The sequence below is a fragment of the Demequina sediminicola genome, assembly GCF_000975055.1.
In the GTDB taxonomy this organism is placed as follows: Bacteria; Actinomycetota; Actinomycetes; order Actinomycetales; family Demequinaceae; genus Demequina; species Demequina sediminicola.
Genome location: NZ_BBRB01000002.1, coordinates 1 through 24,399, shown reverse-complemented (window position 1 = coordinate 24,399; position 24,399 = coordinate 1). Strand labels below are relative to the sequence as shown.

The 24,399-nt window shown below is 63.3% G+C and carries 27 protein-coding genes, 1 tRNA gene and 2 riboswitches; of the genes, 13 read left to right on the top strand and 15 right to left on the bottom strand.

Annotated features, from left to right (window positions below; genetic code table 11):
* Positions 1–28: 28 nt before the first annotated feature.
* From AOP79_RS05010 to AOP79_RS04995, 4 genes are all read left to right on the top strand, one after another.
* Entirely contained in the window at positions 29–469 is a 441-nt protein-coding gene (locus AOP79_RS05010) for a MarR family winged helix-turn-helix transcriptional regulator (RefSeq protein WP_062071139.1), read from the top strand.
* The gene (locus tag AOP79_RS05005) at positions 466–1,110 is read left to right on the top strand and encodes an NAD(P)H-dependent oxidoreductase (protein WP_062071137.1); all 645 of its coding nucleotides are present in this window, start codon (positions 466–468) and stop codon (positions 1,108–1,110) included. The genes AOP79_RS05010 and AOP79_RS05005 overlap by 4 nt, the downstream gene beginning before the upstream one ends.
* A 152-nt stretch (positions 1,111–1,262) precedes the next feature.
* Positions 1,263–1,700 (top strand): MarR family winged helix-turn-helix transcriptional regulator, encoded by a 438-nt coding sequence (locus AOP79_RS05000; protein WP_062071135.1) that lies wholly within the window; start codon positions 1,263–1,265, stop codon positions 1,698–1,700.
* Positions 1,701–1,848: 148 nt separating this feature from the next.
* On the top strand, positions 1,849–3,738 hold the full coding sequence (locus AOP79_RS04995; RefSeq protein WP_152648016.1) for an alkyl/aryl-sulfatase: 1,890 nt from the start codon (positions 1,849–1,851) through the stop codon (positions 3,736–3,738).
* Between the two features lie 183 nt (positions 3,739–3,921).
* On the opposite strand, the gene AOP79_RS04990 is transcribed toward AOP79_RS04995, so the two are convergent.
* On the bottom strand, positions 3,922–4,119 hold the full coding sequence (locus tag AOP79_RS04990) for a hypothetical protein (protein WP_062071133.1): 198 nt from the start codon (positions 4,117–4,119) through the stop codon (positions 3,922–3,924).
* Positions 4,120–4,310: 191 nt separating this feature from the next.
* Here AOP79_RS04990 and AOP79_RS04985 point away from each other — a divergent pair, with 191 nt between their 5' ends.
* Together AOP79_RS04985 and AOP79_RS04980 are read left to right on the top strand one after the other, a co-directional pair.
* A complete protein-coding gene (locus tag AOP79_RS04985; protein ID WP_062071130.1) occupies positions 4,311–5,255 on the top strand; it encodes a phosphotransferase in 945 nt (314 codons plus the stop codon).
* Between the two features lie 13 nt (positions 5,256–5,268).
* Positions 5,269–5,341: transfer RNA gene (locus tag AOP79_RS04980), tRNA-Lys, on the top strand.
* Between the two features lie 87 nt (positions 5,342–5,428).
* Here AOP79_RS04980 and msrB read toward each other — a convergent pair.
* The 3 genes from msrB to AOP79_RS04965 all read right to left on the bottom strand — a co-directional run bounded on the left by msrB (position 5,429) and on the right by AOP79_RS04965 (position 6,862).
* Positions 5,429–5,872 (bottom strand): peptide-methionine (R)-S-oxide reductase MsrB, encoded by a 444-nt coding sequence (gene msrB / locus AOP79_RS04975; RefSeq protein ID WP_062071128.1) that lies wholly within the window; start codon positions 5,870–5,872, stop codon positions 5,429–5,431.
* Positions 5,873–5,915: 43 nt separating this feature from the next.
* A complete protein-coding gene (locus AOP79_RS04970; protein WP_062071126.1) occupies positions 5,916–6,098 on the bottom strand; it encodes a hypothetical protein in 183 nt (60 codons plus the stop codon).
* Positions 6,099–6,169: 71 nt separating this feature from the next.
* Positions 6,170–6,862 carry a GOLPH3/VPS74 family protein gene (locus AOP79_RS04965; RefSeq protein WP_062071124.1) on the bottom strand — a complete coding sequence of 231 codons (693 nt, stop codon included), beginning with the start codon at positions 6,860–6,862 and terminating at the stop codon, positions 6,170–6,172.
* A 197-nt stretch (positions 6,863–7,059) separates the two neighbouring features.
* Here AOP79_RS04965 and AOP79_RS04960 point away from each other — a divergent pair, with 197 nt between their 5' ends.
* Complete coding sequence (locus AOP79_RS04960; protein WP_062071122.1) at positions 7,060–7,587, top strand: VanZ family protein; 528 nt, start codon at positions 7,060–7,062, stop codon at positions 7,585–7,587.
* 23 nt (positions 7,588–7,610) lie between these two features.
* Here the strand turns inward: AOP79_RS04960 and AOP79_RS04955 are convergent, their stop codons facing one another.
* Positions 7,611–8,027, bottom strand: coding sequence for a hypothetical protein (locus tag AOP79_RS04955; RefSeq protein WP_062071120.1), 417 nt, complete (start codon positions 8,025–8,027; stop codon positions 7,611–7,613).
* A gap of 14 nt (positions 8,028–8,041) precedes the next feature.
* Positions 8,042–8,157: riboswitch (SAM riboswitch) on the bottom strand.
* Between the two features lie 124 nt (positions 8,158–8,281).
* Between AOP79_RS04955 and AOP79_RS04950 the strand changes: the two genes are divergently transcribed.
* From AOP79_RS04950 to AOP79_RS04935, 4 genes are all read left to right on the top strand, one after another.
* Positions 8,282–8,644, top strand: coding sequence for a VOC family protein (locus AOP79_RS04950; RefSeq protein WP_062071117.1), 363 nt, complete (start codon positions 8,282–8,284; stop codon positions 8,642–8,644).
* A 151-nt stretch (positions 8,645–8,795) separates the two neighbouring features.
* Positions 8,796–10,121, top strand: coding sequence for an MFS transporter (locus AOP79_RS04945; protein ID WP_062071115.1), 1,326 nt, complete (start codon positions 8,796–8,798; stop codon positions 10,119–10,121).
* Between the two features lie 86 nt (positions 10,122–10,207).
* Positions 10,208–11,644: a CotH kinase family protein gene (locus AOP79_RS04940; RefSeq protein ID WP_062071113.1), complete on the top strand. Its 1,437-nt coding sequence runs from the start codon at positions 10,208–10,210 to the stop codon at positions 11,642–11,644.
* Positions 11,645–11,861: 217 nt separating this feature from the next.
* The gene (locus AOP79_RS04935; RefSeq protein ID WP_062071111.1) at positions 11,862–12,716 is read left to right on the top strand and encodes an aldo/keto reductase; all 855 of its coding nucleotides are present in this window, start codon (positions 11,862–11,864) and stop codon (positions 12,714–12,716) included.
* Positions 12,717–12,765: 49 nt separating this feature from the next.
* On the opposite strand, the gene AOP79_RS04930 is transcribed toward AOP79_RS04935, so the two are convergent.
* Together AOP79_RS04930 and AOP79_RS04925 are read right to left on the bottom strand one after the other, a co-directional pair.
* On the bottom strand, positions 12,766–13,524 hold the full coding sequence (locus tag AOP79_RS04930; RefSeq protein WP_062071109.1) for a GTP pyrophosphokinase: 759 nt from the start codon (positions 13,522–13,524) through the stop codon (positions 12,766–12,768).
* A gap of 95 nt (positions 13,525–13,619) precedes the next feature.
* Complete coding sequence (locus AOP79_RS04925) at positions 13,620–14,390, bottom strand: siderophore-interacting protein (protein WP_062071108.1); 771 nt, start codon at positions 14,388–14,390, stop codon at positions 13,620–13,622.
* A gap of 88 nt (positions 14,391–14,478) precedes the next feature.
* Between AOP79_RS04925 and AOP79_RS04920 the strand changes: the two genes are divergently transcribed.
* The gene (locus AOP79_RS04920; RefSeq protein WP_161794223.1) at positions 14,479–15,675 is read left to right on the top strand and encodes a low temperature requirement protein A; all 1,197 of its coding nucleotides are present in this window, start codon (positions 14,479–14,481) and stop codon (positions 15,673–15,675) included.
* On the opposite strand, the gene AOP79_RS04915 is transcribed toward AOP79_RS04920, so the two are convergent.
* The 3 genes from AOP79_RS04915 to thiM all read right to left on the bottom strand — a co-directional run bounded on the left by AOP79_RS04915 (position 15,655) and on the right by thiM (position 18,616).
* Entirely contained in the window at positions 15,655–17,172 is a 1,518-nt protein-coding gene (locus tag AOP79_RS04915) for a bifunctional hydroxymethylpyrimidine kinase/phosphomethylpyrimidine kinase (protein WP_062071104.1), read from the bottom strand. The genes AOP79_RS04920 and AOP79_RS04915 overlap by 21 nt on opposite strands.
* The gene (gene thiE, locus AOP79_RS04910; protein ID WP_062071102.1) at positions 17,169–17,810 is read right to left on the bottom strand and encodes a thiamine phosphate synthase; all 642 of its coding nucleotides are present in this window, start codon (positions 17,808–17,810) and stop codon (positions 17,169–17,171) included. Before thiE ends, AOP79_RS04915 begins: the two co-directional genes overlap by 4 nt.
* Positions 17,807–18,616, bottom strand: coding sequence for a hydroxyethylthiazole kinase (gene thiM, locus AOP79_RS04905; RefSeq protein ID WP_062071926.1), 810 nt, complete (start codon positions 18,614–18,616; stop codon positions 17,807–17,809). Before thiM ends, thiE begins: the two co-directional genes overlap by 4 nt.
* Positions 18,608–18,701, bottom strand: a riboswitch (TPP riboswitch). Its footprint overlaps the gene before it by 9 nt.
* 105 nt (positions 18,702–18,806) lie before the next feature.
* On the opposite strand from thiM, the gene AOP79_RS04900 reads away from it, so the two are divergent.
* Entirely contained in the window at positions 18,807–20,726 is a 1,920-nt protein-coding gene (locus AOP79_RS04900) for a BCCT family transporter (protein WP_062071100.1), read from the top strand.
* A gap of 23 nt (positions 20,727–20,749) precedes the next feature.
* Here the strand turns inward: AOP79_RS04900 and AOP79_RS04895 are convergent, their stop codons facing one another.
* From AOP79_RS04895 to AOP79_RS11780, 5 genes are all read right to left on the bottom strand, one after another.
* On the bottom strand, positions 20,750–21,616 hold the full coding sequence (locus AOP79_RS04895) for a 5-oxoprolinase subunit C family protein (RefSeq protein ID WP_062071098.1): 867 nt from the start codon (positions 21,614–21,616) through the stop codon (positions 20,750–20,752).
* Positions 21,613–22,311 (bottom strand): 5-oxoprolinase subunit B family protein, encoded by a 699-nt coding sequence (locus AOP79_RS04890; protein ID WP_062071097.1) that lies wholly within the window; start codon positions 22,309–22,311, stop codon positions 21,613–21,615. Before AOP79_RS04890 ends, AOP79_RS04895 begins: the two co-directional genes overlap by 4 nt.
* Complete coding sequence (locus AOP79_RS04885; protein WP_062071095.1) at positions 22,308–23,087, bottom strand: LamB/YcsF family protein; 780 nt, start codon at positions 23,085–23,087, stop codon at positions 22,308–22,310. The genes AOP79_RS04890 and AOP79_RS04885 overlap by 4 nt, the downstream gene beginning before the upstream one ends.
* 30 nt (positions 23,088–23,117) lie before the next feature.
* On the bottom strand, positions 23,118–23,627 hold the full coding sequence (locus tag AOP79_RS04880) for a GyrI-like domain-containing protein (RefSeq protein WP_062071093.1): 510 nt from the start codon (positions 23,625–23,627) through the stop codon (positions 23,118–23,120).
* 96 nt (positions 23,628–23,723) lie between these two features.
* The coding region (locus tag AOP79_RS11780) for a hypothetical protein (RefSeq protein ID WP_201774435.1) at positions 23,724–24,399 on the bottom strand (676 nt) is incomplete at its 5' end.

The window sequence follows — 24,399 nt, the reverse complement described above, 5'->3', positions numbered from 1 at the left end:
AGGCGAAGTCAACTGGTTTACTTCAAGCATGTCAGACAAGATCACCTTCACGTTGCACGAGCTCGTCTGGGAGCTCGACAACGCTGCAGACGTCCTCATGCGCGAGGAGTACGGCATCACCGGAAGCCAGTTCGTGTTCCTCGCCACCTGTGCGGACGTCGAGCCCACGGACATGACCGGGCTCGCCCACTGCCTCGGCATCACCAAAGCCGCCGTGAGCAAGCGCGTCCCCGCACTGGTGGACGCAGGATGGCTGACCGCCACGAGCCCACCTGGACCCGGCCGTCGGGTTGTCCTCGAACTCACCGAGAAGGCTCACGCCATGGTGACCGAGGCTGGTCGCACCCTCGACCAGAACCTTGCGCGACTCGTGACTCAGTCTCGCGAGGCCGGCATTGACCTGGCCCTCTTGAATGACCAACTCAACACCCTCGTCGGCCTTCTCAGAAAGAACGGAAACCCCTCATGACGCACCCCCGGATTCTTGTGGTGATCGGCCACCCGCTGCCGGACTCCCTCAACCATGCCTTGGCCCACCGCTATGCAGAGAGTGCGCGGGAAGCAGGCGCGACAGTCGACATCATCGACCTCGCCACGGACCCCATCCCTGCACACCCCACGCAGTTCCACGAGCTCGCGATGCCTTCGGGCGAATCAGCGCCACCCTTGAGTCCCGAGGTTGAGGACTACATCGGTCGCGTGCGGGCCGCGGACCACGTCGTCTTCTTGTTCCCTCAGTGGTGGGGCACCTATCCTGCAGCGCTCAAGGCATGGCTGGATCGCGTGATCATCTCGGGCTTCGCCTTTAACTATCGCAATAAGGGCAAGGGCTGGCACAAGCGCCTCAAGGGCCGCACCGGTCGCATCGTGATGACAATGGACTCCACGCTGAGTTGGAACCGCATGGCCTACGGTGACGCCGCAATCAAGACCCTCAAGACCGCGACGATGTGGTTCGTGGGCATCAAGACCGTGGGCGTGACGCGCGTTCCTGCGGTGAGGACAAGCACGCCAGGCAAGATTGAGGCGGCACTCGAGCGCGCCGCAAAGCAGGGCCGGGCCGATTCTCGCCTCACGCCGGTGGCTCGCGAGGAGCGTGTTCCCGCGTAAGTACGATCCGGCTCTCGCCGGCTCACCCGGTGACTGACATGCCAGGAGCGCTGGACCTCGCGGAGGTCCAGCGCTCCGTGCGTCACCAGGCAAAACACGGCATGTTTGTTAACTAGTTGACAAGGCTAGTGTTAACGAGTTAACATAAAGACATGTCAGACAAGCTCAGCTACTCGCTCCACGAGGCCACTACGGCCCTGGACTCGGCGATGGAGTCATTCCTAGCCAAGGAATACAGCGTGACGCTCAGCCAGTTTGTCTTCCTCGCCAACTGCTCAGAAATTGAGCCATGCGACATCACCCGTCTCGCACACAAGATGGTGGTCTCCAAGGCCGCCGTCAGCAAGCGCGTGGCATCCCTGGTGGATTTGGGTTGGCTGGAAACCGGGACCGACCCCGCACACGCCCGCCGGGTCATGTTGTCACTGACAGATGAGGCACGACGCCTCGTCAGCGTCGCGACAGCAGACCTCGAACAGCGCCTCGCAACGGTCTTTGAGGACCCTCGGGCAGCACACATTGACACTCGTCAGCTGAACAAGGACCTCACCATCGTCACCGCACTACTCGAAGAGAGAGGAAGCCTGTAATGCAACCTTCACTCTCTCGAGTCGCGGCGCCTTCCACACCCCCCTAAGGTCAAAGCAGTACCTCCTCGCGACGCGCACGGAGCGCGCCACAACTCGGGCATCAGCCCACACCCATACACACATCTTTATCGCGACAAGGAGCAACACCATGAACTACTCAAAGCCAGCCACCGAAGCCACGATCGCCGCCAACAAGGCCGTGCTTGATCAGCTCCCCTTCGATGACACCACCGACTTCGACAACGCCAACAAGGGCCTCGTCGCCGAAGCCACCGGGCAAATCAAGAACGACAAGGGCGAGGTCGTATGGGACATCGACCGCTGGAAGTTCCTCCAGGGCGACGCACCTGACACCGTCAACCCCTCGTTGTGGCGCCAAGCACAACTCATCACCATGGCCGGCATCTACAAGGTCGCTGACGGCATCTACCAGGCCCGTGGGTTCGACCTCTCCGTCCAGAGCTTCATTCGCTCGGACAACGGCTGGATCGTCGTCGACCCGCCCATCTCCTGTGAACCGATGGAGCTCGAGTACAAGATGATCCGCGAGCACGTCGAGGACCTCCCCGTCGTGGCCGTCATCCACACCCACAGCCACATCGACCACTTTGGTGGCGTCCGCGCCGTCATTGACGACGCCAAGGTTGCCGCAGGCGAACAGCGCGTGATCGCTCCCGTCGGATTCCTCGAGGAGTCCGTCAGTGAGAACGTGATGCTCGGTAACGCCATGTCGCGTCGCAAGATGTACATGTATGGCGAGCTCGTCGGTTACGGCCCACAGGGCTCCGTAGGCGCGGGTCTTGGCCCCATGACCTCCGCAGGTCGCGTGACCTTGCTGCCCCCGACCGACATCATCACCGAGACCGGTCAGGAACTCAACGTCGACGGCGTGCGCATCATCTTCCAGAACGCACCTGGCGCCGAGGCACCTGCTGAACTGTGCTTCTACCTGCCAGACTTCAAGGCACTCTGCGGAGCCGAGATCCTCACTCACGTGCACCACAACGTGTACACCCTGCGTGGCGCAAAGATTCGCGACTCGCTGATCTGGTCCAAGCACCTCAACGAAATGCTGGACCTGTTCGGCGACGCCGAGGTCGAGTTCGCCTCACACCACTGGCCCACCTGGGGCAACGAGGAAATCGTTGACCTGATCAAGGGACAGCGCGACCTGTACCGCTACACGCACGACGAGACCGTTCGCCTCGCCAACGCCGGCTACACACCAGAAGAGATCGCCGAGCAGATCACGCTCCCCGAGAACACGGCAAAGCGCTTCGCGAACCGCGACTACTACGGCTCCGTCTCGCACAACACCAAGTCCACCTACGTGTACTACCTGGGATGGTTCGACGCCAACCCTGCGAACCTGCACCCGCTTCCTCCCGTCGAGACCGCCCGCAAGACGGTGGAGTACATGGGTGGAGCCGATGCCGTCATCGCAAAGGCGAAGGTCGACTTCGACAAGGGCGAGTACCGCTGGGTTGCTCAAGCACTCAAGGACGTCGTCTACGCAGACGACACCAACAAGGAAGCCAAGGAACTGCTCGCAGACACCTTCGAGCAGCTGGGCTACCAGAGCGAGAACGGCACCTGGCGCAACTTCTACCTCACCGGTGCACTCGAACTGCGCCGCGGGGTCGAAGAGCAGATCGTGACCGTCACCGCATCAGCCGACTCGGTCCAGGCAATGTCGGTCGAGATGTTCCTCGACTACCTCGCCATGCGGTTGCGTGGCCCCGAGGTCGGCGACCTGCAGGCCGTCTTCAACCTGAACCTTCCAGACATTGGCGAAGACTACGTGCTCGAACTGGGCAACGGGGTCTTGCACCACACCGCTGGCCGCAAGGACGAGGGCTTCGACGCCACCATCACCTTCCCACGGTCCGTACTCGACAGCATCGTGCTGGGTCAGACCACCATCGACGCAGCACTCGCCGCAGGCGACGTGACCATTGATGGCGACAAGGAATCCTTCGTTGCCTTCACCAAGCTGCTAGACGACTTCAACCTTTGGTTCAACATCGTCACCCCGTAGGTGGTGCAGCGCTGGCGGTGCCTCAGTGCCCGACATCGCTGATCTTGAGCACTCAGCCACCGCCAGCGGCCAACAACTGAACAACAACGACGGAGCCCCGCCGAGCATCTCGCTCGGCGGGGCTCCGTCGTTGCATCCGGGGACTGGTGATGGGGGTACCAGTTGTTTCAGCCGGCGCGTGCTTTAGTCAGCGTGGTTCATGCCCTGACTGCGCTGCTGCTTGTGAATCTGTGAAGGGTTCGGTTCCTTCACATCGGGGTTCTGGTTGGTGTCGTCCACCGGCTGCTGCTGGCCTGCGTCCCCCGGCTCTGGGGGACGATGGTCCGCGGCGTTGTCGACATCGATGGGCTTGTCCTGGTCGCGGTGCTCGTGATCAGTCATGATCGTGCTCCTTCCTAGGAATCAGTCACCTAGGTCAACGCCCGACCCCACACCCAACATTCCGCAGCCTCCCGAATTCCGTCGCACCTCAGTTACCCGAGCATCGGTGCTGTGCTGGGAATAGGTGCTGTGCTGGGAATAGGTGCTGTGCTGGGCATCGACGCTGCACTGGCGCTGATAGCGTCGCAAGTATGAGCGACGCAGCGGCCCCCGGAGTCCTGGACTCCGGCCCACCCGAGGCGCACGCATCCATCTCACGCGACCTGGCGGCAACCCTGGTCCGCGAACAACACCCAGACTTCGCTCACCTCGAATTGGGCGAACGATTCGACGGCTGGGACATGGCCGTGTTCCGCCTGGGCTCCGACCTCACGGTGCGACTCCCCCGCGTGGCCGCCGCCGTCGGCCCACTCGAACTCGAGGCACGACTCATCGCCACGCACGGCGCCGGCTGGGCGTTCCCTCACCCCCGCATCGTCCGTATGGGAGTACCGGCCCACAGCTACCCGTGGCCATGGGCCATCGTCGCGTGGGTGCCGGGACGCACCACGGACCGTGAACCGCTACCCGCATCGGCTGGCCACGAACTCGGCACCGCAATCGCCCAGATACACCGGCCCGAAACACCCGACGCCCCATTCAACCCGGAACAGTCGCTCACCATGGCGGAACGTAGCGCCGATGTTGAGGATGCGTTGGCAACGCTGGCGAGAAGGAACGATGCTGCCGGGACGCGTGGGCTGACACTCGACCTGGACGTGGTGGAACAGATCTGGGGCAAGGCACACAGCGCGCCACCGCCTGCCGAGAAGGTCTGGTCTCATGCCGACCTCCACGGCTCCAATGTGCTTGAGCGCGGCGGGCGCCTCGGCGGAATCATCGACTGGGGCAAGGCCGCCGCCTGCGACCGCGCCGTCGACCTAGGGTTCCTCTACACCGTGCTCGAAGCCGAGGGGATCCCCGACGCCGTCGACGCGTACGTCGCAGCGACCAGGTGTGACGATCCAGGGCTGGTGGACCGCGCGCGAGGCGTGGCCCTCGCCAAGTGCCTCCGATGGGCGACACTCGGACGCGAACTCAACACTGTGATGGCGTGGCGTGGATTGACGGCACTCGGCGCCGCGCGAGTCTCGTAGGATAGATGGCCGAGGGCCTCTAGCTCAGTTGGTAGAGCAGCGGACTTTTAATCCGTAGGTCGTGGGTTCGAGCCCCACGGGGCCCACCCTTTTCCCCGCCAAATGGCTCCATTTCGCTGTTTTGCGGTGCCAAAACAGGAAAATTTAGCCACTAGCGACGCGGCAAAGCCCTCTCACTCCTCAAAGAGGCTCGCATACTCCTGCAGCCCATAGGCATCGAGGTTGTCTGCGGCGATGAACTTCAACGATGCGGAGTTCATGCAGTAGCGCTCGCCGCCGGCCTCCGTGGGCCCATCCCCGAACAAGTGACCAAGGTGGCTGCCGGAACTCTCTGAGAGCACTTCCTGGCGCACCATGCCGTGGGAGTTGTCGAACGCGACTCGCACTGCATCGCGGCTGATGGGCTTGGTGAAACTGGGCCATCCGGTGCCCGAGTCGTACTTGTCCGTTGACGCGAACAGAGGCTCGCCTGTGACGAGGTCCACGTAGAGGCCGGGCTGCTCGTTGTCCCAGTAATCGTTGTCGAAGGCGGGCTCGGTGCCACCTTCCTGACTGACGCGGTACTGCTCGTCGGTCAGGTGTGAGAGTTCTTGGCGATGTGCGTTGTCCTGGAACATGAGCCTCTCCATTCTGCGGGCCGTGCGCCGGATAGCGCAGGGCCTACCCCTGGACGGTGCTGACCTCTGCGCTACGGGACGAACGGAACCGGAACCACCAGTATGCGACGGTCACGGCAAACAGGACGATGCCGATGAACGCCAGCCACAGCAGTGCCTTGATGAGGAAGCCCAGCAGGCCAAGCAGGACTGCTGCGACGAGCAGCACAATCAGGAAAATCTTCATAAGGGGTGACGCTACCCGCACATATCACTTCCGCATGAAGGCACGCTTGTGCGCGCCGTCGACGAATCGCGCTAGTGGGTGGTGCTCACTACTACGGCGGACGTCAGCACCACGCTGCTCGCCACTGCCATCGCGGCTGAGCTCACGGCCTTGCTGACGCCTTCTGCCGCCCATTCGCCCTTTTCCAGTTCCTTGCCGCGTTTGGCGACACTGCCGGACCATGGGATGTCTCGGTGGAGTGAATGCAACTGGCCGGAGGCGGACAGCAGTGCTCCCAGAATCGCCGTGCGTGGCGCTGGCTCTATGCCGTGAACGAGGACGCTTTCCATCTGTGCGACGAGTTCGGGGCGCCGTGCTGTGCCGCCGTCGGTGAGTCGGGTGCTGGGGAAGATCCGCCAGATTTTGCGTTCGGTGCGGATGATGTCCCCTCGCGCGACGATGCGGTCCAAGACTGGGTCACGGAGCTTTGGACCTGCAGCGGTGAGGAACGACTGTGCGCTGAGCGGCTTCTTCTCGATGTGTTCCCACGCCTCGCGCAACAGTGGATCGGCAGGACCGGACCCTACGGCGGCGACTTTCCCTGCGGTAAAGGTGCCGCCGGGTTCGATCTCGACGTGGTCATCCAACGCGAGTTCCGCAAGCACCGCACCCCCGAGCGGGTAGTGCAACGATCCTTCGCCAGCGATGGTGCCGTGGCGAGGATTGAACAGCAGCAGCATCAAGTCGGCGGCGATCGTCGGTTGCGCGGGTACTTCTGTATGCATCTTCCGATCCTCACATACGTGGCCTAGCCGTGGCATCGGCTATACGGACGATGCCGCACGTACGTCCGCGTCCGCTCGCAGGGAACCGTGGTGTCGGCCGATGCGTTTCTTCAGCACCGCATGTCGTGTGAACGGAGAGATGCAAACGGATAGAGTGGCGCCGCCCGCCACCACCACAACCCCCGGAGACCTGACGTATGCCAAGCGCCGATGTGATGAACCTGGTAGTCGCAGGCATCATCGTGCTCGCTGTGGCGTGCGCGTTAGCGGTTGTTGGTGGGAAGGTCGGCCGGTTTGCTGCCTGGGCGGCGCTGGCATGCGTGGTTGGTGTCATCTTGATCGTGACGCTGGTCATCCCCAGCACGTCCGATGTTCCGGGCGGCCACTATGCCAACACCACCCCTGGCCAAGAGATCGAACGCGGTCTCGCTAACCCAGGGTCAAGTGCTTGGTACAACCTTGTGGGCAACATCGCGATGTTCATCCCGCTGGGCTTCCTCGTGGCCTGTCTCATTGGTGGCGGATTCTGGCGGCGCCTCATTATTGCGACCGGCACGGGTGTGGTGCTGACGGGTGGGATTGAGTTCTTGCAGTTCGGGATGGGCCGCGTGGCGGATGTCGACGACATCATCTTGAACAGCACTGGCGCTTTGCTCGGTGCGATGGTGGGTGCGACCCTCGCGACAATTGCCGCGAGGGTGCGCGCCCGACGCATCCGGGCCTGACGAGCCAGGGCGCCTACTGCTCGCTAGGCTTCACCTTCCGGTTCCGTTTTCTTGCCAGAGGTCCACCCGGCTGTTCCGGGCAACACGAAGCCCCGGTGGATGGCGATGTGACCATTCATGACGTACTTGTCGTCCCACTGCCGCCCGTTGGCGTATTCGCGCACCACCTTCGCAGTGCACTCAAGGTCGGTGCACATGAGCGACGTTCCGGGAAACATGCCCGCGAACAGTCGGTCGCGCCATAGACCGAACACCGTGTCGCCGATCGCCACGTCTAGGCCGTCCTTGACATGGGGCCAGAGGAGTCCAGTGGAGTAAGGCGACTGCACCATCGCCATGCCAGGCTGGAAAAAGCCCACCACCGTGCGGATGCTGGGCCGCCAGTTCATCGTGGAGCACTCGTGTTCAACCACCACGTGCACATCAGGGTTGTCATTCATCAGGAATTCCTGTTCTTCCGTCGTTCCCCACGCGGGTGCGCGCCGGGCGGATCTTCCTCCGGGGGCACCGTGAACGGGGCGCGGTTGCCAGGCGACCGGCCGGAGGGCCGTGTGGTCGCGCTTCTTGATCCACCAACGACCCTAAAGCACCCCACTGACATGGGAGCGGACGGGCTCATGACGTTCCTCATGCACACTCAGACAATTTCGGACACACTGAAGATTCACACCACATTTTCTGGGCAGGAGAGACCATGGCTCACGGCGATATCACCCACATCGACATTCCCGTCTCCGATGTGGCTGCGGCACAGTCGTTTTTCGGCGCGCTGTTTGGGTGGAATATCGAAGCTCCCCCCGGCTTCGAGGACTACCCGATGTGGCATGCGCCTAACAAGATCAGTGGCGGCGGACTCGCTCCCCGCGACGAGGGCTTCACCCAGCCGCGCTCCTATGTTGAGGTGGACTCCATCGACGCCACTCTTGAACTCGTCGAAGCCAACGGTGGAAGCATCCTCAAACCCAAAGAGGAGATCACCGCGACCAGTTGGTGGGCGGTTTTTGCAGACCCAGATGGCAACGTCATCGGCTTGTATGAAGGCATGACCGAGGTCTAACCGCACTCGCGCGGCCCTTAGGATGAAAGCGGCCAGTCCCCGCCACTGAGCAGCACCCGTCGCTGAGCAGCACCCACAACTGAGCAGTCCCGGACACTGAGCATTGGATGGCGTCGGACACGTCGCCATCCCTCGAGCATCGCGGAGCACCATGTCATCCACTGCAGTGCGCGCGCGTATCCCTGCGCTCGCGTGGGTGATCTTTGCGTGCGGATCCTTCATCTACTTCGTGGCGGTCGTTCAACGCACTGCGCTGGGCATTGCGGGTGTGGAAGCGCTCGACAGATTCGGCGTCGAGGCCCTGGGTCTGGCATCGCTATCCGTGGTGCAAATCAGTGTGTACGCCGCGTTACAGATCCCAGCAGGAACACTGCTGGACCGCATCGGCCCCAAGACGATGCTCACTGTCGGCTCTCTCATCATGGGCTGCGGTCAGCTGCTCATGGCTCACGCGGACGCTCTGGGCTGGGCACTCGCAGCGCGCATCCTCATTGGCGCCGGCGACGCCCCGATCTTTATTGCGGCCACCCGGTTGGCATCGGAATGGTTCCCGCCGCGCCAAGCTCCCGTCATGGTGCAAACCACGGGCGTGCTGGGCCAAGTGGGGCAGCTCGCATCCGCAGTGCCCGTCGCGTTCCTGCTGCATCAATCTGGCTGGAGCACTACGTTCACGGTGCTGGCATCGCTGGGCATTGTTGCCGCGGCACTCGCCGTCATCTGGGTGCGGATGCCCCGCGCTGGCGAACTTCCTTACGCGCCCGCGCACATAGACACCACCGGCATCCCGGTACCCAGCATGCGAGAGGCCCTTCGACCACCGGGCGTCCGCCTCGCTTTCTGGACACACTGGACGGGGTTGTTTTCGGCCAACACGGTCGCCCTGCTGTGGGGCGTGCCGTTCCTCGTCCAGGGTCAAGGCCTCAGCGCTGTCCAAGCATCGGGCCTTCTCACCGTCCTGGTGGTCACGAACCTGGTGGCCGGCCCCATCATCGGCGCTTTGACCTCCCGCCACCCGCTACGGCGCAGTTGGCTCATCCTGACCTTCGCTGTGGTCGCGCTGGCGGCGTGGGCGGCAATTTTGATTCCGTCCACCCCCCGGCCGATGTGGCAGCTGCTGCTCTGGACTGTGGTGCTCGGGTTCGGAGGGCCGACGGCACTGGTCGGGATGGACTTTGCGCGCACGTTTGGTGTCGCAAGGCGACTCGGCACAGCAACCGGTTTTGCGAACATTGGCGGTTTTGCTGGAACGGTGTTGGCGGTCGCGCTCGTGGGTGGCGTGTTGCAGATTGTCGCCCCGGGCACGTCCGATTACACCTTGGACAATTACCGCATCGCGTTCACTGCGATCCTCATCCCGTGGGGCATGGGTGTCGCGGGAATTCTGTGGCAACGCCGGCGCACCCGCCGTGTCATGGCTGAGTCCGGAGTGATCGTGCCCCCGCTTCGCGACGCCATCGCTCGCGGCCGCAGGCCATAGGCCGCGTCTCGCGTCAAGTCCGGAGTCTCTCCTGACTCTGCGCTAGTTCTCAGTAGATCCCCAGCATCGGCCGCTGTGATGGATACATGAGAACACTCCCTTGGAAAATCACCGCCGTAGTCGCCAGCCTCGGCCTTGTTGCCGCTTGCTCGCCCACGACGACCGACACCGCCGATGGTGAGGTTGCCACTGCCGCAACCGTCACCGAGATTGCCCTCGACAGCGACACCCCTGAGGTGTGGGACTCGCGCGCCGTCCACCAGATCGACGTCACCTACGACGAAGACGACTACGACGCCATGATCGAGACCTACATCACCACCGGTGAGAAGGAATGGATTGAAGCCGATGTCGTCATCGATGGCGAAAGCTACGAGGACGTCGGGTTCAAACTCAAAGGCAACTCAAGCCTGCGTGGACTCGATGAGGAGGCCGCCGAAAGCCCAGAGGACCTTCCCTGGATCATCAACCTCGACAAGTTTGTTGACGGCCAAGACCACAATGGCGCAGAAGAGTTCGTGATCCGCTCCTCCAGTTCCGAGTCTGCACTCAACGAGGCTGTGGCACTCGACCTGCTCGACGCCACAGGATTAGCCGCGGAGGAAGCGATCGCCACGGCGTTTAGCGCCAATGGCTCCGACTCGACGCTGCGCCTTGTGGTGGAGAACCCCAATACCGATTGGATGGAACGCGAACTCGGTGACGGCTACATGTGGAAGGCCGAGTCCGGAGGAACCTGGGATTACGTAGGCGATGATCCCGATGACTACGTGGAGTCATTCGACCAAGAGGGCGGTGACGACAACTATGAGCCACTGATCGAGTTCCTCGACTTCATCAACAACTCCGACGACGCCACCTTTGCTGAGGACCTTCCCGAATGGCTGGACGTGGAGTCCTTCGCCACGTACCTCGCCTACCAAGACCTGGTCGGCAACGCCGATGACATCAATGGTCCAGGCAACAACGCCTACCTCTACTGGGACATCGAGGACGAGCAGATGACCGTGGTCAACTGGGACCTCAACAGCGCCTACGGTGCCACTCCCGAGGGCGCCGGCGACGCGCAAGCCGGCCAGGGTCGCGCACCGCTCGACGGTGAGGCCTTGCCAGACGATGCTGGTGCAGGACAGGGTCCCGGGCAGCGTGGGGGCGGCATGCCACCCGCGGCAGGCGAATTGCCAGATGGCACCGCTGTCCCGGACGGCGGGGAGCTTCCAGACGGCACCGACCTCCCGGCGGGCGAGGCGCCTGGCACTCAAGCGGGCAACGCTGCCGGCGGACAACCAGGCGGCATGGAAACATCCAATGTCCTGGTGGACCGCTTCCTCGCAGTTGACGAGTTCGCGGCGATGTACGACGAGGCCACCGATGAACTCCAGATTCAGCTCTACGATTCCGGCCTTGCAGATGAGGTCCTCGACACCTGGACAACCCTGCTCACGGACAACGCTTCCGAACTGATCGACGCGACTACCGTGCAGTCCGACGCGGACGCACTTCAGGCTCGGTTCCCCGAGTAACCGGGAAGAACCCCGGGGAACCCCGACGGCCCCCCGACATCGGGGTCCTCCACCTTCGTGAGCTGTGTGCTGCTCACGAAACCCCGTGGTGGCCCCTCCTCAGATGGCATGAGGAGGGGCCACCACTTTCTTGTACTCCTAGGCGAGTGACATTTCCCTCGCTCGCGCTCAGCCACGATTGGCTGACATTCAGCCGCGTCAGGCGTAGCGTGGATTCATGGCTCCTCACATTCCGACGCACACCCTGAACGACGGCCACGACATCCCCGCGCTGGGGTTCGGGACCTACCCACTGAAGGACGACGAGGCGGTCGACGCTGTCTACTCGGCGCTTCAGACCGGCTACCGACTTATCGACTCGGCCGTGAATTACGGCAACGAGATCTCAGTCGGTAAGGGCATTCGCAAGTATCTGGAAGAGTCCGGCACCGCCCGCGAGGACATCACCATTCAGACCAAGTTGCCCGGACGTCACCACGACTACAAGGCGGCCATCAACTCCGCCCAGGAATCATTCGACAAACTGCAGCTAGGCACCATCGACGTGCTGCTCATCCACTGGCCCAACCCCATCACCAACAAGTTCCGTGATGCGTGGCGTGCACTGGTGGAGTTGCAGAAGCGTGATGTGGTGCGGACCATCGGCGTCTCAAACTTCACGGCGGAGCACCTCGACCTCATCATCGACGACACCGGCGTCACCCCCGCCATCAACCAGATTGAGCTGCACCCCAACTTCAACCAAGAGGAGATGCGCGCCGCCCACCGCGAGCGCGGAATCCAGACTCAGTCGTGGAGCCCCCTGGGCAAGCGCCAGGCGCCCTACAGTGCGGCACCGGTCACGGCAGCCGCCGAGGCGCACGGCGTCACTCCGGCTCAGGTGATCTTGCGTTGGCAGGTGCAGTTGGGCAACATTCCGATGCCGAAGTCCGCGACCCCGTCCCGTCAGGCGGAGAACCTCGATGTGTTCGGGTTCGAACTCACCGGCACGGAGATGGGCGCAATCAACACTCTGACGCGCCCTGACGGCCGGCTGTTCGACGGTGACCCCAACACTCACGAGGAAATGTAGCGCCCGTACCGTCCCTGCTCTCATGCGACGCCCCTGCTCGGACGCGTCGTCAGGCTTGCTGCGGCCCTGCGTTCCCAGCCAACTGACGCCACAGTTGGGTGATCATGGCGTCTTCGACATCTTCAAGCGCTGAGTCGTCGCGCGTGCCCGCAGACCCGTGGACCTCCCGGTGCAGGTTCTCCATGCGGTGGTCCAGCTGCTCGGCGATGACGGCAGCGTCGGACAGGCTCTCGGCTAGATGGTCAGGGACTTCGCCGTCGAACTTGTAGTGGATTTTGTGTTCCAGTGACGCCCAGAAGTCCATAGCAATGGTGCGGATTTGAAGTTCCACCGGCACGTGCACTGCACCCGTCGAGAGGAACACGGGGATGTCGATGATCGCGTGAATGGACTTGTAGCCGTTGGGCTTGGGGTTCGCGATGTAGTCCTTGACCTGGATCACGCGAATGTCGTCCTGGCTCACGAGCGTCTCGAGCACACGGTAGGTGTCCGCGATAAAGCTGCAGGTGATACGGATTCCGGCGATGTCGGTGATCTGGGCACGGATGGCATCCGCCTCAGGAGGCGTGTGCTTGCGCGCCATCTTCGCCACCAGGCTCGTGGTGGTCTTCACGCGAGAACTCACGTGCTCGATGGGGTTGTACCGGTGCAGGTGAATGAACTCGTCGCGAAGTATGTTGACCTTGGTGAGCACTTCGTCAACTGCGAATTGATACTCCATCATCAACCGCGCAAGGTCTCGGCGCAGTTGCCGCGCTTGAGCGAGTTCCGCGGGTGGTGCAGTCAGGGGCAGTGCGTGTTCATTCACACTGTGCCAACGGACTGGCTACTACCCAGGTTCCCGCCGATCTTCGTGGGATCACACCCGCCTCAACCCCAGTGTCAGCGGCGCACAGGGCGTACCTAGCGGGCGTCCTGCTCGGCTTCCATTTGCTCCACAAACTCGCGCTTGGACGACTGCCAGCCGTCCTCATTGAGTCCGGTGCGCCAATAGCCGGAGATGGAGACGTTTTCCCGTGGCACGCCCCATTCGTTGAAGAGGTGGTGGCGAAGCGGCTTGATCATGTCGGCATTGCCGTGAACGAAGGCTTCGATGTCGCCCTTGGGGAGCGTGGCGCTCTGCACTGCGTAGGTCAGTGCCTCGCCGTATCCCATGCCGTGCTCGTCACGGTGGATCCAGTGAACGTTCGTGGAATCTGTGGTGGCGAGTTCTTGCCGTTCTGCGGCGGATCCCACCTCGAGGAACACCTCGGCTTTGGCTCCTGCCGGCAGTGCGTCCAGAGCGGCGGCGACTGCGGGGAAGGCGGATTCGTCGCCGACCAGCAAGTGCACGTCCGCTGAGGCGCGTGGCGCCCATCCACCGCCGGGGCCTAGAAAGCTGATCTCGTCTCCCGGTGCGGCGGCTGCGGCCCATGGGCCTGCCAGTCCTTCGTCGCCGTGAACGACGAAGTCGATGGCCATCTCGCGTGCCTCGCGGTTAAACCAGCGCACTGTGTAAGTACGGGTACCGTCGCCGAACTTGAGTTTCACGTAGTGGTCGGTCTGTGTGAGTTCGGGGAGGTCGGCAAGGGCCTCTCCTCCGAGCACGATGCGCACCATGGCTGGCGAGAGTCGCTCGGTGCGTAGGACGGACGCTGTTCGAGTGGGACGCGGGGGACGGTTCGGGGTAGTCATCCCCACCAGTATAAGCAACCCCCACGTTGCGTAAATGCCATGCGGCGCGCCCGCGCTTGGATGGCCTCTTCCGGGAGACAATCACCACATGCGCGTCCCCCGCTGGAGCATGGCTCCTCACCGCACCGACGAAGACCACCGTGTCACGACCATGGAACTGCTCTTTGACTTGGTCTATGTGTTTGCGTTCATCCAAGTCACTACGTGGATTGCGGAAGAGCACTCGGTACGGGCCACCGCCGAGGGCCTCATCATGCTCGCCATCTTGTGGTGGGTGTGGGTGGCGTGGGCCTGGCTCGGCAACGTGATCCGCGCCGATCGCGGCCTACCGCTCGCAGGCTTCATCGTCGCGATGGTGGCGACCTTTGGGATCGCACTCACCATTCAGGGGATCTGGTCGGCAGAAGGTGGCGCCGTCGCGCCAGTCGCTTTCGCCGCTCTCTATGCCGTAGTGCGCATCGTCCACACTGGCGTCTACCTGTACGGCAGTAGGGACGATGCACGGCTGCGCCGCCAAGTATGGCTCTCAACGGCCGCGTGGATACCAGCCGCCGCCTTGCTGATTGTGGGCGCACTCGCTCCACCGGAACAACGTCTGTGGTGGTGGGCCGGAACCGTCGCGCTCGAGATTGGCGCAACATGGCTGCTCTCCGTGCACGGCCCCGGGTGGAAGGTGCGTTCCGGTCAGCACTTTGCTGAGCGCTTCGATCTTGTAGTCATCCTGGCGTTGGGTGAGTCCGTCCTCGCAGTGGGAATCACTGCCGCGGAGATGGACATCAGCGCCGAACTCCTCGGTATCGGGTTACTCGGGGTGCTGGTCGCTATCGCACTGTGGTGGCCGTACTTCACAACCGTTGGCCCCACCCTCGAAGACGCCCTAGATCAGGCAGAGCCAGACCGTAAGCCTGACCTTGCGCGGGATGCCTACTCGTATCTTCACTTGCCATTGATCATGGGGATCATCCTGGTGGCGGCAGGCATTGAAGAGGCCGTCGTGGCGCTCGAAGAGGAGCAGTCGTCCGGAGGGTCCGTGATCTTCATCGCGCTAGGCGCAGCGTTGTTTGCGGCCACGTGTGCCGCACTGATGCGAGTGGCCGGCGGCGCATGGGGCTGGCTCGCGGCGTCTGCTGCGTTCTTCGCGGTGGGTGCGCTGTGGCTTCCTCAGCTCGATGCGACGGTGGCCATTGTGGTGACCGTCGTGGTGCTCGCGGTGGTGGGGTGGGTGACTCCGTCTGCCCGCCACCGCGAGCCCCTTGCAGTCGACTCAGACTCCGAGGGTTCGTAGCGCAAGCGGTGCTGCGAAGAAGTCCCTCTCGTGTGTGGCAGACAGGACAAATGCCCGTTCTGCCGCTTGGCGGGTGGCGCTGCTTGAGTGGAGCACGGCGTTCGAGGCGATCTCGATGGCCTCTCGCGTGGAGGCCGCGAACGTCTCATCGGCGTAGGTGTCAAGCCACGCCCCGTACGGGTGGTCGGGGGTGCGTTGCGCTGAAAGCCGTGTCCCGACATCGTGATAGATCCAGTAACACGGGAGCACTGCAGCACACAGGACTGCATAGTCACCCCGTGCTGCCGCAGCGAGCAGGTGATCGGTGTAGGCAGTTGTCACGGAAGAGGGCTCAGCGTCCCAGATGTTCTCGGGAGGCAAGTACCCCTGGTGCAGTTCCATCTCGATGGCGATGACCGCGTGTGCCCCGCGCGCCCAGAACGCTTGTTCCTGTGCACGCGGAGCGAGGGCCGCGGCCGCTGCAAGCACCCGTCCATAGTCGCGCAAGTACAGAGCGTCCTGCGCGACGTACCAGGTGAACGCCTCAGCATCGAGCGTTCCGGCCCCGAGTTCACGCACAAAGTCCAGCTCGTCGGTTTCGAATCGAATCTGCGCAGTCGCATCCCACCAGCCTTGCGCGATGGTCGCTGCATCGTTGTCGCGGGGGTCCACCACGGCATCGGCCTTCTCCCACATTTCCGCGAAGTGGGAGATGGGTCCATGTCCCTGCCCGACGTGGAGGGCCGATGCCTCGTTCAGGGCCGTGGTCATCCACGCCTTCGCCTCGGCGACCGCCGTATCCCAGCGGCCCGTACGGGCTCGGAGCGTCGCGATGGCCGAGGAAAGTGAGCATCCGGTGCCGTGGGTGGCGTCGGTGTCGATGCGGGGTGACGTGAACTCGATTGGCTCGAGTTCACACGGCGGCACCAGCGCATCTCTGACCAGGTCGCCGGAGAGGTGTCCACCCTTGGCAAGGACACTCACACCCAGATCACACGCGAGACGGGAGGCCTGATCCATGACCGTCTCCCAGGTCTGAGCGACGGGTTCTTCGATCAGCGCGGCAAGTTCGGGAACGTTGGGAGTGATGAGGTCAGCTAAGGGCAGCAAGCCACGCAAGGCCTGTTCTGCATCCGCGTTGAGAAGCCGGTCACCGCTAGTCGCCACCATGACGGGGTCAAGGACCACAACGGGCGGCTGAATGCGTTCAAGCCATGCCTTCACCACGGCAATGATGTCCGCGTCGAACAGCATGCCGATCTTGACCGCATCGATCTCGACATCGTCGCTGACAGCGTCGAGTTGCGAGGCCAGGAACTGCGCTGGCGGCGCGTGAACGTCACGCACGCCCCGCGTGTTCTGGGACACGAGCGCAGTCACCGCGGCCATACCGTAGCCGCCGTGGGCCGCAATTGACTTGAGGTCGGCCTGGACGCCAGCACCTCCGGTGGGGTCGGTTCCGGCAATAGACAGGACCCGAGGGATGGTGCGTGGGGCTCCTCCCGTGACCCCGGTCATGCAGCGGCCTCCCACACTTGAGAGAGCATCGCGGCAGCGGCGCGTGGGTCCGGGGAGGCGCAGATCCACGAGACAACCGCTGCGCCTGCGAATCCACCGCGACGCAGCTCGGCCACATCGTCCGCGCGTACCCCTCCGATGGCCACAGCGGGAACCGCACAGTGGCGCGCCAATTCACAGGCGCGCTCGATGCCCAGCGGTGGAGGCGGGTTCACTTTGGATGTGGTGGGACGCACAGCGCCGATGCCGAGGTAGTCCACATCTGCGGCTGCCAGGATTTGATCCGGCGTCGAAGTAGAGAGGCCAATGATGGCATCGTCACCGAGGATACGGCGGGCGTCGGCGACGGGGAGATCCCGCTGGCCGAGGTGCACCCCATCGACTTTGACCCCCGCGGCACGCGCGGCGTGGGCGACGTCCACCCTGTCGTTCACGATGACGGCCACATGCTCGGGAACGGCCTCCGCGACGGACCGTGTGAGACCCATGAGTGAGCGGGCATCCGCGTCCTTGTGGCGAATCTGAACGGCGGTAGCGCCGCCCGCGACGGCTTCACGGACAGTGGTGACGATGTCCCGACCACAGCCAGCGGACTGACTCACATCGGTGACGAGGTAAATCGACAAGTCAATACTCATACCAACGCCTCCTGCACCCGCAACTGTGCGGGCCACAGCGCAGCGAGGGAATCGAGCAAGCGCATCCGGAACTCCCCCGGGCCCGCCGAGACGCTGGCGGCACCTTCCGCGGCCTGACCGTAAATGTCGCTTGCGGCAGCAGCAGCTTCCCACGGGTCGCGGTGCACGGCCACGCACGCAGCCATCACCCCACCCAGCGCACACCCGCCACCAGTGATGCGGGTCAGCAACGAGTGCCCACCCGCAATCCGTACGGTGCGCTCCGCATCAACAATCAAGTCAACCGGACCCGAAACCGCCACCGCACCGCCGGTGCGCACCGCCAGCGAGTACGCCGCCTCCTGAGCCTCATCGACGGCATCGGCCGCATCCACACCGCGACCACCACCGCCCAAGCCCGCGAGCGCAATAATCTCCGAGGCGTTGCCGCGAATGATTGACGGCCGCAACTCCACCAGGCTTTGTGCCAGCGCAGTACGGACAGGCAAGACGCCCACCGCGACAGGGTCAAGCACCCACGGCGTCCCGGCGTCCACGGCAGCGTGAGCAGCCTCAGTCATTGCCACCCGCTGCTCGGGAGAAGGCGTGCCAATGTTGATGTGCAAGGCAGAGGCAATCCGAGCGAACGGCCCAGCCTCACCCTCAATGTCCACCATGGCGGGCGTTGCCCCCACAGCAAGAATGGTGTTCGCCACCAGTTCCACGGTCACAGTGTTCGTAATGCTGTGCACCAAAGGTGTCTGGTTACGGATCTCCTCGAGCACTTCGGCTGAGGGTACGGACGGTTCAATAGGCGTACGCGTCATGCGCGACATCCCTTCGCTAGTTCTAGCTAGATCAGGTTCAACGGGTGTCATCTCAGCCCCGGATGGGGCACCCCGTGTCGTGTGGTTCGCCCACCATAGCCACAACGGGGGTCGCTTGTGAACCCACGATGCTCGTCCATCTGGGACTGCCGCCGCACGCAATGCCCTGCAAACCGATAGATTTGGCCCCATGTCAGCATCTGAGTCCTCTCCCGTGGCAGAACACGCAGACGCCACGCGCACACCGATGTCGCGCACCGCTCTCGCTACCTGGGTGTTCTGGCCCTCGGCGGCCATCATCTTGAGCTTCGTGGCCTTCGCCATGATCGCTCCGGACCTGGCCGAGAAGGCCTTCGGTGCCATCCAGGACACGATCGTCAACGCCTTCGGCTGGTACTACGTGCTGATCGCCGCAGTATTCGTGGGCTTCGCGCTGGTCATGGGCTTCAGCCGCTTCGGCAACATCGTGCTGGGTAAGGACTCAGACAAGCCACAGTTCTCGATGTTCTCCTGGTTCGCCATGCTGTTCGCAGCCGGAATGGGCATCGGCCTGGTCTTCTACGGCGTCGCCGAGCCGCTCTCCCACTACGCGAACCCGCGGCCGGGAGTGTCCGGTACCCCCGAGCAACTCGCACAAGCAGCCATGTCACAGACATTCCTGCACTGGGGAATCCATGCGTGGGCTATCTACATCGTCGTGGGACTCGGCATCGCGTACGCCGTCCACCGTCGAGGCCGCCCTGTCTCCATCCGCTACGCACTCGAACCTCTCTTGGGCAAGCGCATCCACGGTGGGTGGGGCAACGTGATTGACATCACTGCCGTTGTGGGAACCCTCTTTGGTGTTGCTACCTCGCTCGGCCTCGGCGTGATGCAGATCTCGTCGGGCCTCGAGTCAGTGAACATCGCTCAGCCCTCGACTCAAACCCAGGTGTGGCTCATCATCGCCATCACCATTGTCACGATCTTCTCGCTCGTGACAGGTCTTCAGCGAGGAATGAAGTGGCTCTCCAACATCAACCTCGCGCTCGCGCTGTTCCTGCTGCTGTTCGTTCTTTTTGCGGGTCCCACCGAGTTCCTGATGCGCGAGTTCGTGCAGTCCATCGGTAGTTACATCCAGAACTTCATTGGCCTGAGCTTCAATGTGTCCGCCTTCCAAGGCGCCGCCGGTGAAGAGTGGCAGGCCAGTTGGACCACGTTCTACTGGGGCTGGTGGATTTCCTGGGCACCGTTCGTTGGCGTCTTCATTGCCCGCGTGTCCAAGGGCCGCACCGTGCGCGAGTTCGTGTGGGGCGTCCTACTGGTTCCGTCAGTGATCACGTTCTTCTGGTTCGCGGTCATGGGCGGAACGGCGCTCTACGAGGAGCTGTACAGCGGCGGCGGGCTCGTGGGGCCCAACGGCGAGGTCGATGCCAACGGGTCTTTGTTCCAGATGCTCGACACCCTGCCGGGAGGCACGGCGCTCACCTTGGGTGCAATCCTCCTGATCGCAGTGTTCTTCGTCACCAGTTCCGACTCGGGTTCGCTGGTGTTGTCGATGATCACCACGGGCGGCGACGAGTCCCCCAAACGTTGGATTCGCATCTTCTGGGCCTGCGTCACTGCCCTGGTAGCCATTGCACTGCTGCTCTCGGGCGGATTGAGTGCCCTCCAAACCGCAGCCATCATCACAGCACTGCCGTTCTCCATCGTCATGATCGGTATCTGTTTGTCGACTGTGAAGGCATTCCGGCGCGAACACCGGATCTACCTGGCCAACAACCGTGCCGAGTTCATGGACCACGTTCGCGACAGCATCTCTGGTGAGTACGAGATCGATGAGACTGTGGCCGACATCGACGTTGAGGGATCACGCACCATCCTGACGCGCGGTCAAGGTGAGCGTGCGAAGGCCAGGATTGCTCGGCTCCGCAAGCGCAAGGCCCACCAGCATCGGGCGTGGCCGGACTACTCCGACGCGCCTACGGGAACGCATCCCGTCGTGGCGGTCGATCCTGCCGATGCCGCCGCAGGTGAAGACAGCGAGGCGCCACTGTACGAGGCTCACCCCACGGACGAGATCGTGCGTCCCATCGAAGGCCTCGACGGCGAACAGGACACCACCAAGTAACGATCTGCGAGACGCGCAGCCAGCTACGCGTCTCGCAGGTCAATGCGCACTCGCTGACCGGGGGCGCACTGCGCCGCGAGCGCCACGGCCTCATCGGTGAGGACACCGATCACGGGGTACCCACCTGTCGTGGGGTGGTCCGCAAGGAAGAACACGGGGAGCCCCGAGGGTGGGACTTGGATGGCCCCCGCCACCACTCCTTCACTGGCGAGTTCCTCGGTACGCGCCCATTCCAGCGCGGGACCGTCGACGCGCATACCCACACGGTTCGATTCCGCTGTGACCGTGTAAGTGTGATCGGCGACGGCATGCGCCTCATGGATCCAGTCCGCGCGTGGGCCCGCGAGTGCTTTGAGCGCCAGCACTGTGCCGGGGTCGGTGACCTCGGGAACGGGAGTACCGCCCGCGTCGAACAATGTCGCGCTGGCAGGTGTCGACTCGCCGATCGAGAGGCGGTCACCTGGCTGCAGTGGCGCCGGGCCGATGCCCGAGAGGGTGTCCGTCGAACGCGACGTGAGCACGGCAGGCACGTCAATTCCGCCGCGCACAGCAACATAGGTTCGCAGTCCACGCTCGGGTGGCGCGATTTCGAGGACTTGGCCCGCACCCAGGCGGACTGGCCGGTTCATCGGGGCGGGGACGTCACCGACGAAGGCAGGCCCAGCTGTGCCTGTGAGTGCAACTGTCGCGGCGTCGGTGAATCTCAGTACCGCGCCCGTGAGTGTCGTTTCAAGGACCGCATCGGTGGCCTGATTACCCACCAACGTGTTGGCGCGCACCGCCGCGAGCGCGTCGGCCGCCCCCGAACGCGAGACCCCCAGGTGCGCGTACCCGGGACGGCCTAGGTCTTGGACGGTCAACAGTGCGCCGGCGTCAAGAACTTCGATCATGACACCAGCCTCACTCGGGTTCCGGGGACCAAGAGTGCGGGGTTGGGGCGCGCAATGTCCCATAGGGTCGCGTCCCGGGCGGTGCCGAGCAACTGCCATCCACCGGGGCTGCTGCGTGGGTAGATGCCGGTGTATTCACCGGCGAGCCCCACCGCACCTACGGGGACACGGGACCGTGGGCTAGTACGTCGCGGGACTGCGCGCTCTGCACCAATACCGCTCATGTAGGCGAAGCCGGGAGCAAAGCCACAGAACGCCACGCGCAGGTCGGCGTCCCGCATGATTTCGGCAACACCGTGGGTGCTGGTGCCCCATAGTTCAGCAACGGTCGCAAGATCGGGGCCGTCAAACGTGACAGGAATCTCAATTACCGGAACATCGGCTTCGCTGAGTCCCATCGCCGCACGCGCAAATCCCGTGGATTCCCAGTCGTCGACCACGGCGCCGATGCTCCGGGCATCGTCTGCACTCACACCGTCCACAAGGATGGTGCGGGCTGCAGGGACAACGTCGGTCGCCGTGAATGTCCCAGACTCACGTGCGGCCATCAGGCGCTCCCACAAGCTCGCCACGAGGTTTGGCATCGGCACTGCACGCCCCTCCGTTGCCACGGCAAACTCGTCCCCGGAATGGTCAAGTGGCGAAAGGTCGAGCAACACGGCATGCTCACCTACCTGGTGCATCGTGACCGTCATGCAGACCAACGCTTCACGTCGACTCCGGAGGCCTCGAGCCGTTCCCGCACGAGCCGAGCCGTGTGGACTGCATCCGGGCTGTCACCATGCACACACAACGATGAGGCGCGAACCGTGATGGCACTACCGTCGTGCGTCGTCAGCGGCACGCCCGTGGCGATGTCGACTGCCCGCTGAGCAACGGCATCGGCGCCTTGCAACACAGCGCCCGGGAGGGACCGCGGCGCAAGCGAACCGTCTGAGAGGTAGGCGCGGTCAGCGAATGCCTCAGTCACAGCAGCGCAGCCCTGTGAAGGCGCAATGTCGAGTACCGCGGAACCCGGGAGACCAAGAATGGGCCGTGCGCCCGCAAGCGCGACCCCGGCCACGACCGCGGCAGCCTGCTCGGCGTCCCCGACGATCCGGTTGTAGAGCGCGCCGTGGGGCTTCACGTACGAAACTTCGCCACCAGCCGCCCGCGCAAAGGCTTCCAGGGCTCCAATCTGGTAGGCCACATCGGCAGCGAGGTCATCAGCAGCCATATCCATTGCCCGACGTCCAAAACCCGCGAGGTCCCTGTATGCCACATGCGCACCGATCGCCACGCCCCGCTCCACCGCGAGTTCACAGACGTGACGCATCGTGACCGCATCACCCGCGTGAAACCCACACGCCACATTGGCGCTCGTCACGACGTCAAGCAAGGCAGCATCGTCGGTGAGTGTCCAACGGCCAAAGCCCTCACCCAAGTCGGCGTTCAGGTCAATGCTGTTGAGGTCAATACTGTGGGCACTCATACCCTCCAACTTAGCCGGGTGTGCGCACGATTAGCGAAGCTTGAGTGCAATCTGGACAGGCCCCTCGGGACCATGCTCCCCGTAGCTGGGAGGTTCAAGATAGGCCTCGTACCAGCACTCCCACGTCTCACCTGCGCCAGGAGGTTCGCCATCAGCGCTTGGAAGCATCGCATAGTCGAGGCCCTGCTGACGGCCCCACTCCATGAGTTCACGAGTCAGGCCCGTGATCCACTCGTAAGGCCCGGACTGGGTGGCGACGGCAAAAAGCCCGCCGGGTAGCACCTCACTCGCGTATGGCGCAGGCGCCACGAACCCATCTGGGACCACGTGCGCCACATCAACGCGAAACTCGCTGTCGCGTTCAACCGCGTGATACCGCAATAGACCGGGGAGCACATCGTCGAGGCCAGCCTCATGGAGGCTGCGTTCAAGATCATCGAAGACCGGCCCGACGCGCTCACCAATGTTCGCCAACGTCACCATGACAGTCGCTGTCACCACTGGCAACGGTTGGCGCTGCTCCACGTGGAACTCGGCCATAACTGCAGGCTAGCGCGCAATTCGCGGCTCTGCCTGGTCAATCAGCCGCAAACTGAACCGGTGACGTCGGCATAGACGGCCGATGCTGATGCCGGCTCAACGTCTAGCGGTACTCCGGGTTGCGGTGGGCAAACGCCGCACGCCTACAACCACCACACCAGCAGTGATCAACAATGCCGCGGGGATCAACAACCCAGCACTACCACCAGTCGCAGGCAACCCACCCTCACCAGCCGAGTCATCAGCGACAGTGTCGGTGTTTCCAGTATCCATGGCAGTGACGTTGATATGGGCACGTGCCATCACCGAAGCATCACCTACCAGTGTGACAGTCACGGTCGCGGCGCCAGCGGTAGGGAACGTCACCGTGCCGTTAATGATGGTTGTACCGTCTGGCACCGTCCAGTCGACGTCGTCGGCAGTCACAGTGATGGGGTTATCGTAGGCATCAAAGCCATTGACCGCGTAGTCAACACTGTCACCAGCAGTCACTGACGACGAGTCTGGAGTCAAGGTGAGGGAGGCGATGTCTCCTGCGGCGACAGTGACATGTGCATAAGCAGTGACCGAAGAGTCACTGCTGAGTGTCACCGCGACCGTCGCGTCCTCAGCCTTGGTGAACGTCACCGTGCCATCAGTGACGGCGGCGCCTTCAGGCACCGTCCAGTCGACGTCGTCGGCAGTTACGGTGACGGGGTTATCAAACTCGTCCACCCCAGACAGTTCATAGGCGACACTGTCACCGGCGGTCAGCGAAGATGTCCCCGGCGTC

Bases quoted from the DNA above. Each gene is read 5' to 3' on its own strand.
- AOP79_RS04995 (WP_152648016.1), top strand. From the start codon at position 1,849: ATGAACTACTCAAAGCCAGCCACCGAAGCCACGATCGCCGCCAACAAG.
- AOP79_RS04940 (WP_062071113.1), top strand. From the start codon at position 10,208: ATGAGAACACTCCCTTGGAAAATCACCGCCGTAGTCGCCAGCCTCGGC.
- AOP79_RS04920 (WP_161794223.1), top strand. From the start codon at position 14,479: ATGCGCGTCCCCCGCTGGAGCATGGCTCCTCACCGCACCGACGAAGAC.
- AOP79_RS04965 (WP_062071124.1), bottom strand. From the start codon at position 6,862: ATGCATACAGAAGTACCCGCGCAACCGACGATCGCCGCCGACTTGATG.
- AOP79_RS04925 (WP_062071108.1), bottom strand. From the start codon at position 14,390: ATGACTACCCCGAACCGTCCCCCGCGTCCCACTCGAACAGCGTCCGTC.
- thiM (WP_062071926.1), bottom strand. From the start codon at position 18,616: ATGACGCGTACGCCTATTGAACCGTCCGTACCCTCAGCCGAAGTGCTC.
- AOP79_RS04985 (WP_062071130.1), top strand. From the start codon at position 4,311: ATGAGCGACGCAGCGGCCCCCGGAGTCCTGGACTCCGGCCCACCCGAG.
- AOP79_RS04955 (WP_062071120.1), bottom strand. From the start codon at position 8,027: ATGAATGACAACCCTGATGTGCACGTGGTGGTTGAACACGAGTGCTCC.
- AOP79_RS04960 (WP_062071122.1), top strand. From the start codon at position 7,060: ATGCCAAGCGCCGATGTGATGAACCTGGTAGTCGCAGGCATCATCGTG.
- AOP79_RS04885 (WP_062071095.1), bottom strand. From the start codon at position 23,087: ATGAGTGCCCACAGTATTGACCTCAACAGCATTGACCTGAACGCCGAC.
- AOP79_RS04945 (WP_062071115.1), top strand. From the start codon at position 8,796: ATGTCATCCACTGCAGTGCGCGCGCGTATCCCTGCGCTCGCGTGGGTG.
- AOP79_RS05000 (WP_062071135.1), top strand. From the start codon at position 1,263: ATGTCAGACAAGCTCAGCTACTCGCTCCACGAGGCCACTACGGCCCTG.
- AOP79_RS04935 (WP_062071111.1), top strand. From the start codon at position 11,862: ATGGCTCCTCACATTCCGACGCACACCCTGAACGACGGCCACGACATC.
- AOP79_RS04880 (WP_062071093.1), bottom strand. From the start codon at position 23,627: ATGGCCGAGTTCCACGTGGAGCAGCGCCAACCGTTGCCAGTGGTGACA.
- AOP79_RS05010 (WP_062071139.1), top strand. From the start codon at position 29: ATGTCAGACAAGATCACCTTCACGTTGCACGAGCTCGTCTGGGAGCTC.
- AOP79_RS04895 (WP_062071098.1), bottom strand. From the start codon at position 21,616: ATGATCGAAGTTCTTGACGCCGGCGCACTGTTGACCGTCCAAGACCTA.
- AOP79_RS04890 (WP_062071097.1), bottom strand. From the start codon at position 22,311: ATGACGGTCACGATGCACCAGGTAGGTGAGCATGCCGTGTTGCTCGAC.
- AOP79_RS05005 (WP_062071137.1), top strand. From the start codon at position 466: ATGACGCACCCCCGGATTCTTGTGGTGATCGGCCACCCGCTGCCGGAC.
- AOP79_RS04915 (WP_062071104.1), bottom strand. From the start codon at position 17,172: ATGACCGGGGTCACGGGAGGAGCCCCACGCACCATCCCTCGGGTCCTG.
- AOP79_RS04900 (WP_062071100.1), top strand. From the start codon at position 18,807: ATGTCAGCATCTGAGTCCTCTCCCGTGGCAGAACACGCAGACGCCACG.
- msrB (WP_062071128.1), bottom strand. From the start codon at position 5,872: ATGTTCCAGGACAACGCACATCGCCAAGAACTCTCACACCTGACCGAC.
- AOP79_RS04950 (WP_062071117.1), top strand. From the start codon at position 8,282: ATGGCTCACGGCGATATCACCCACATCGACATTCCCGTCTCCGATGTG.
- AOP79_RS04970 (WP_062071126.1), bottom strand. From the start codon at position 6,098: ATGAAGATTTTCCTGATTGTGCTGCTCGTCGCAGCAGTCCTGCTTGGC.
- thiE (WP_062071102.1), bottom strand. From the start codon at position 17,810: ATGAGTATTGACTTGTCGATTTACCTCGTCACCGATGTGAGTCAGTCC.
- AOP79_RS04990 (WP_062071133.1), bottom strand. From the start codon at position 4,119: ATGACTGATCACGAGCACCGCGACCAGGACAAGCCCATCGATGTCGAC.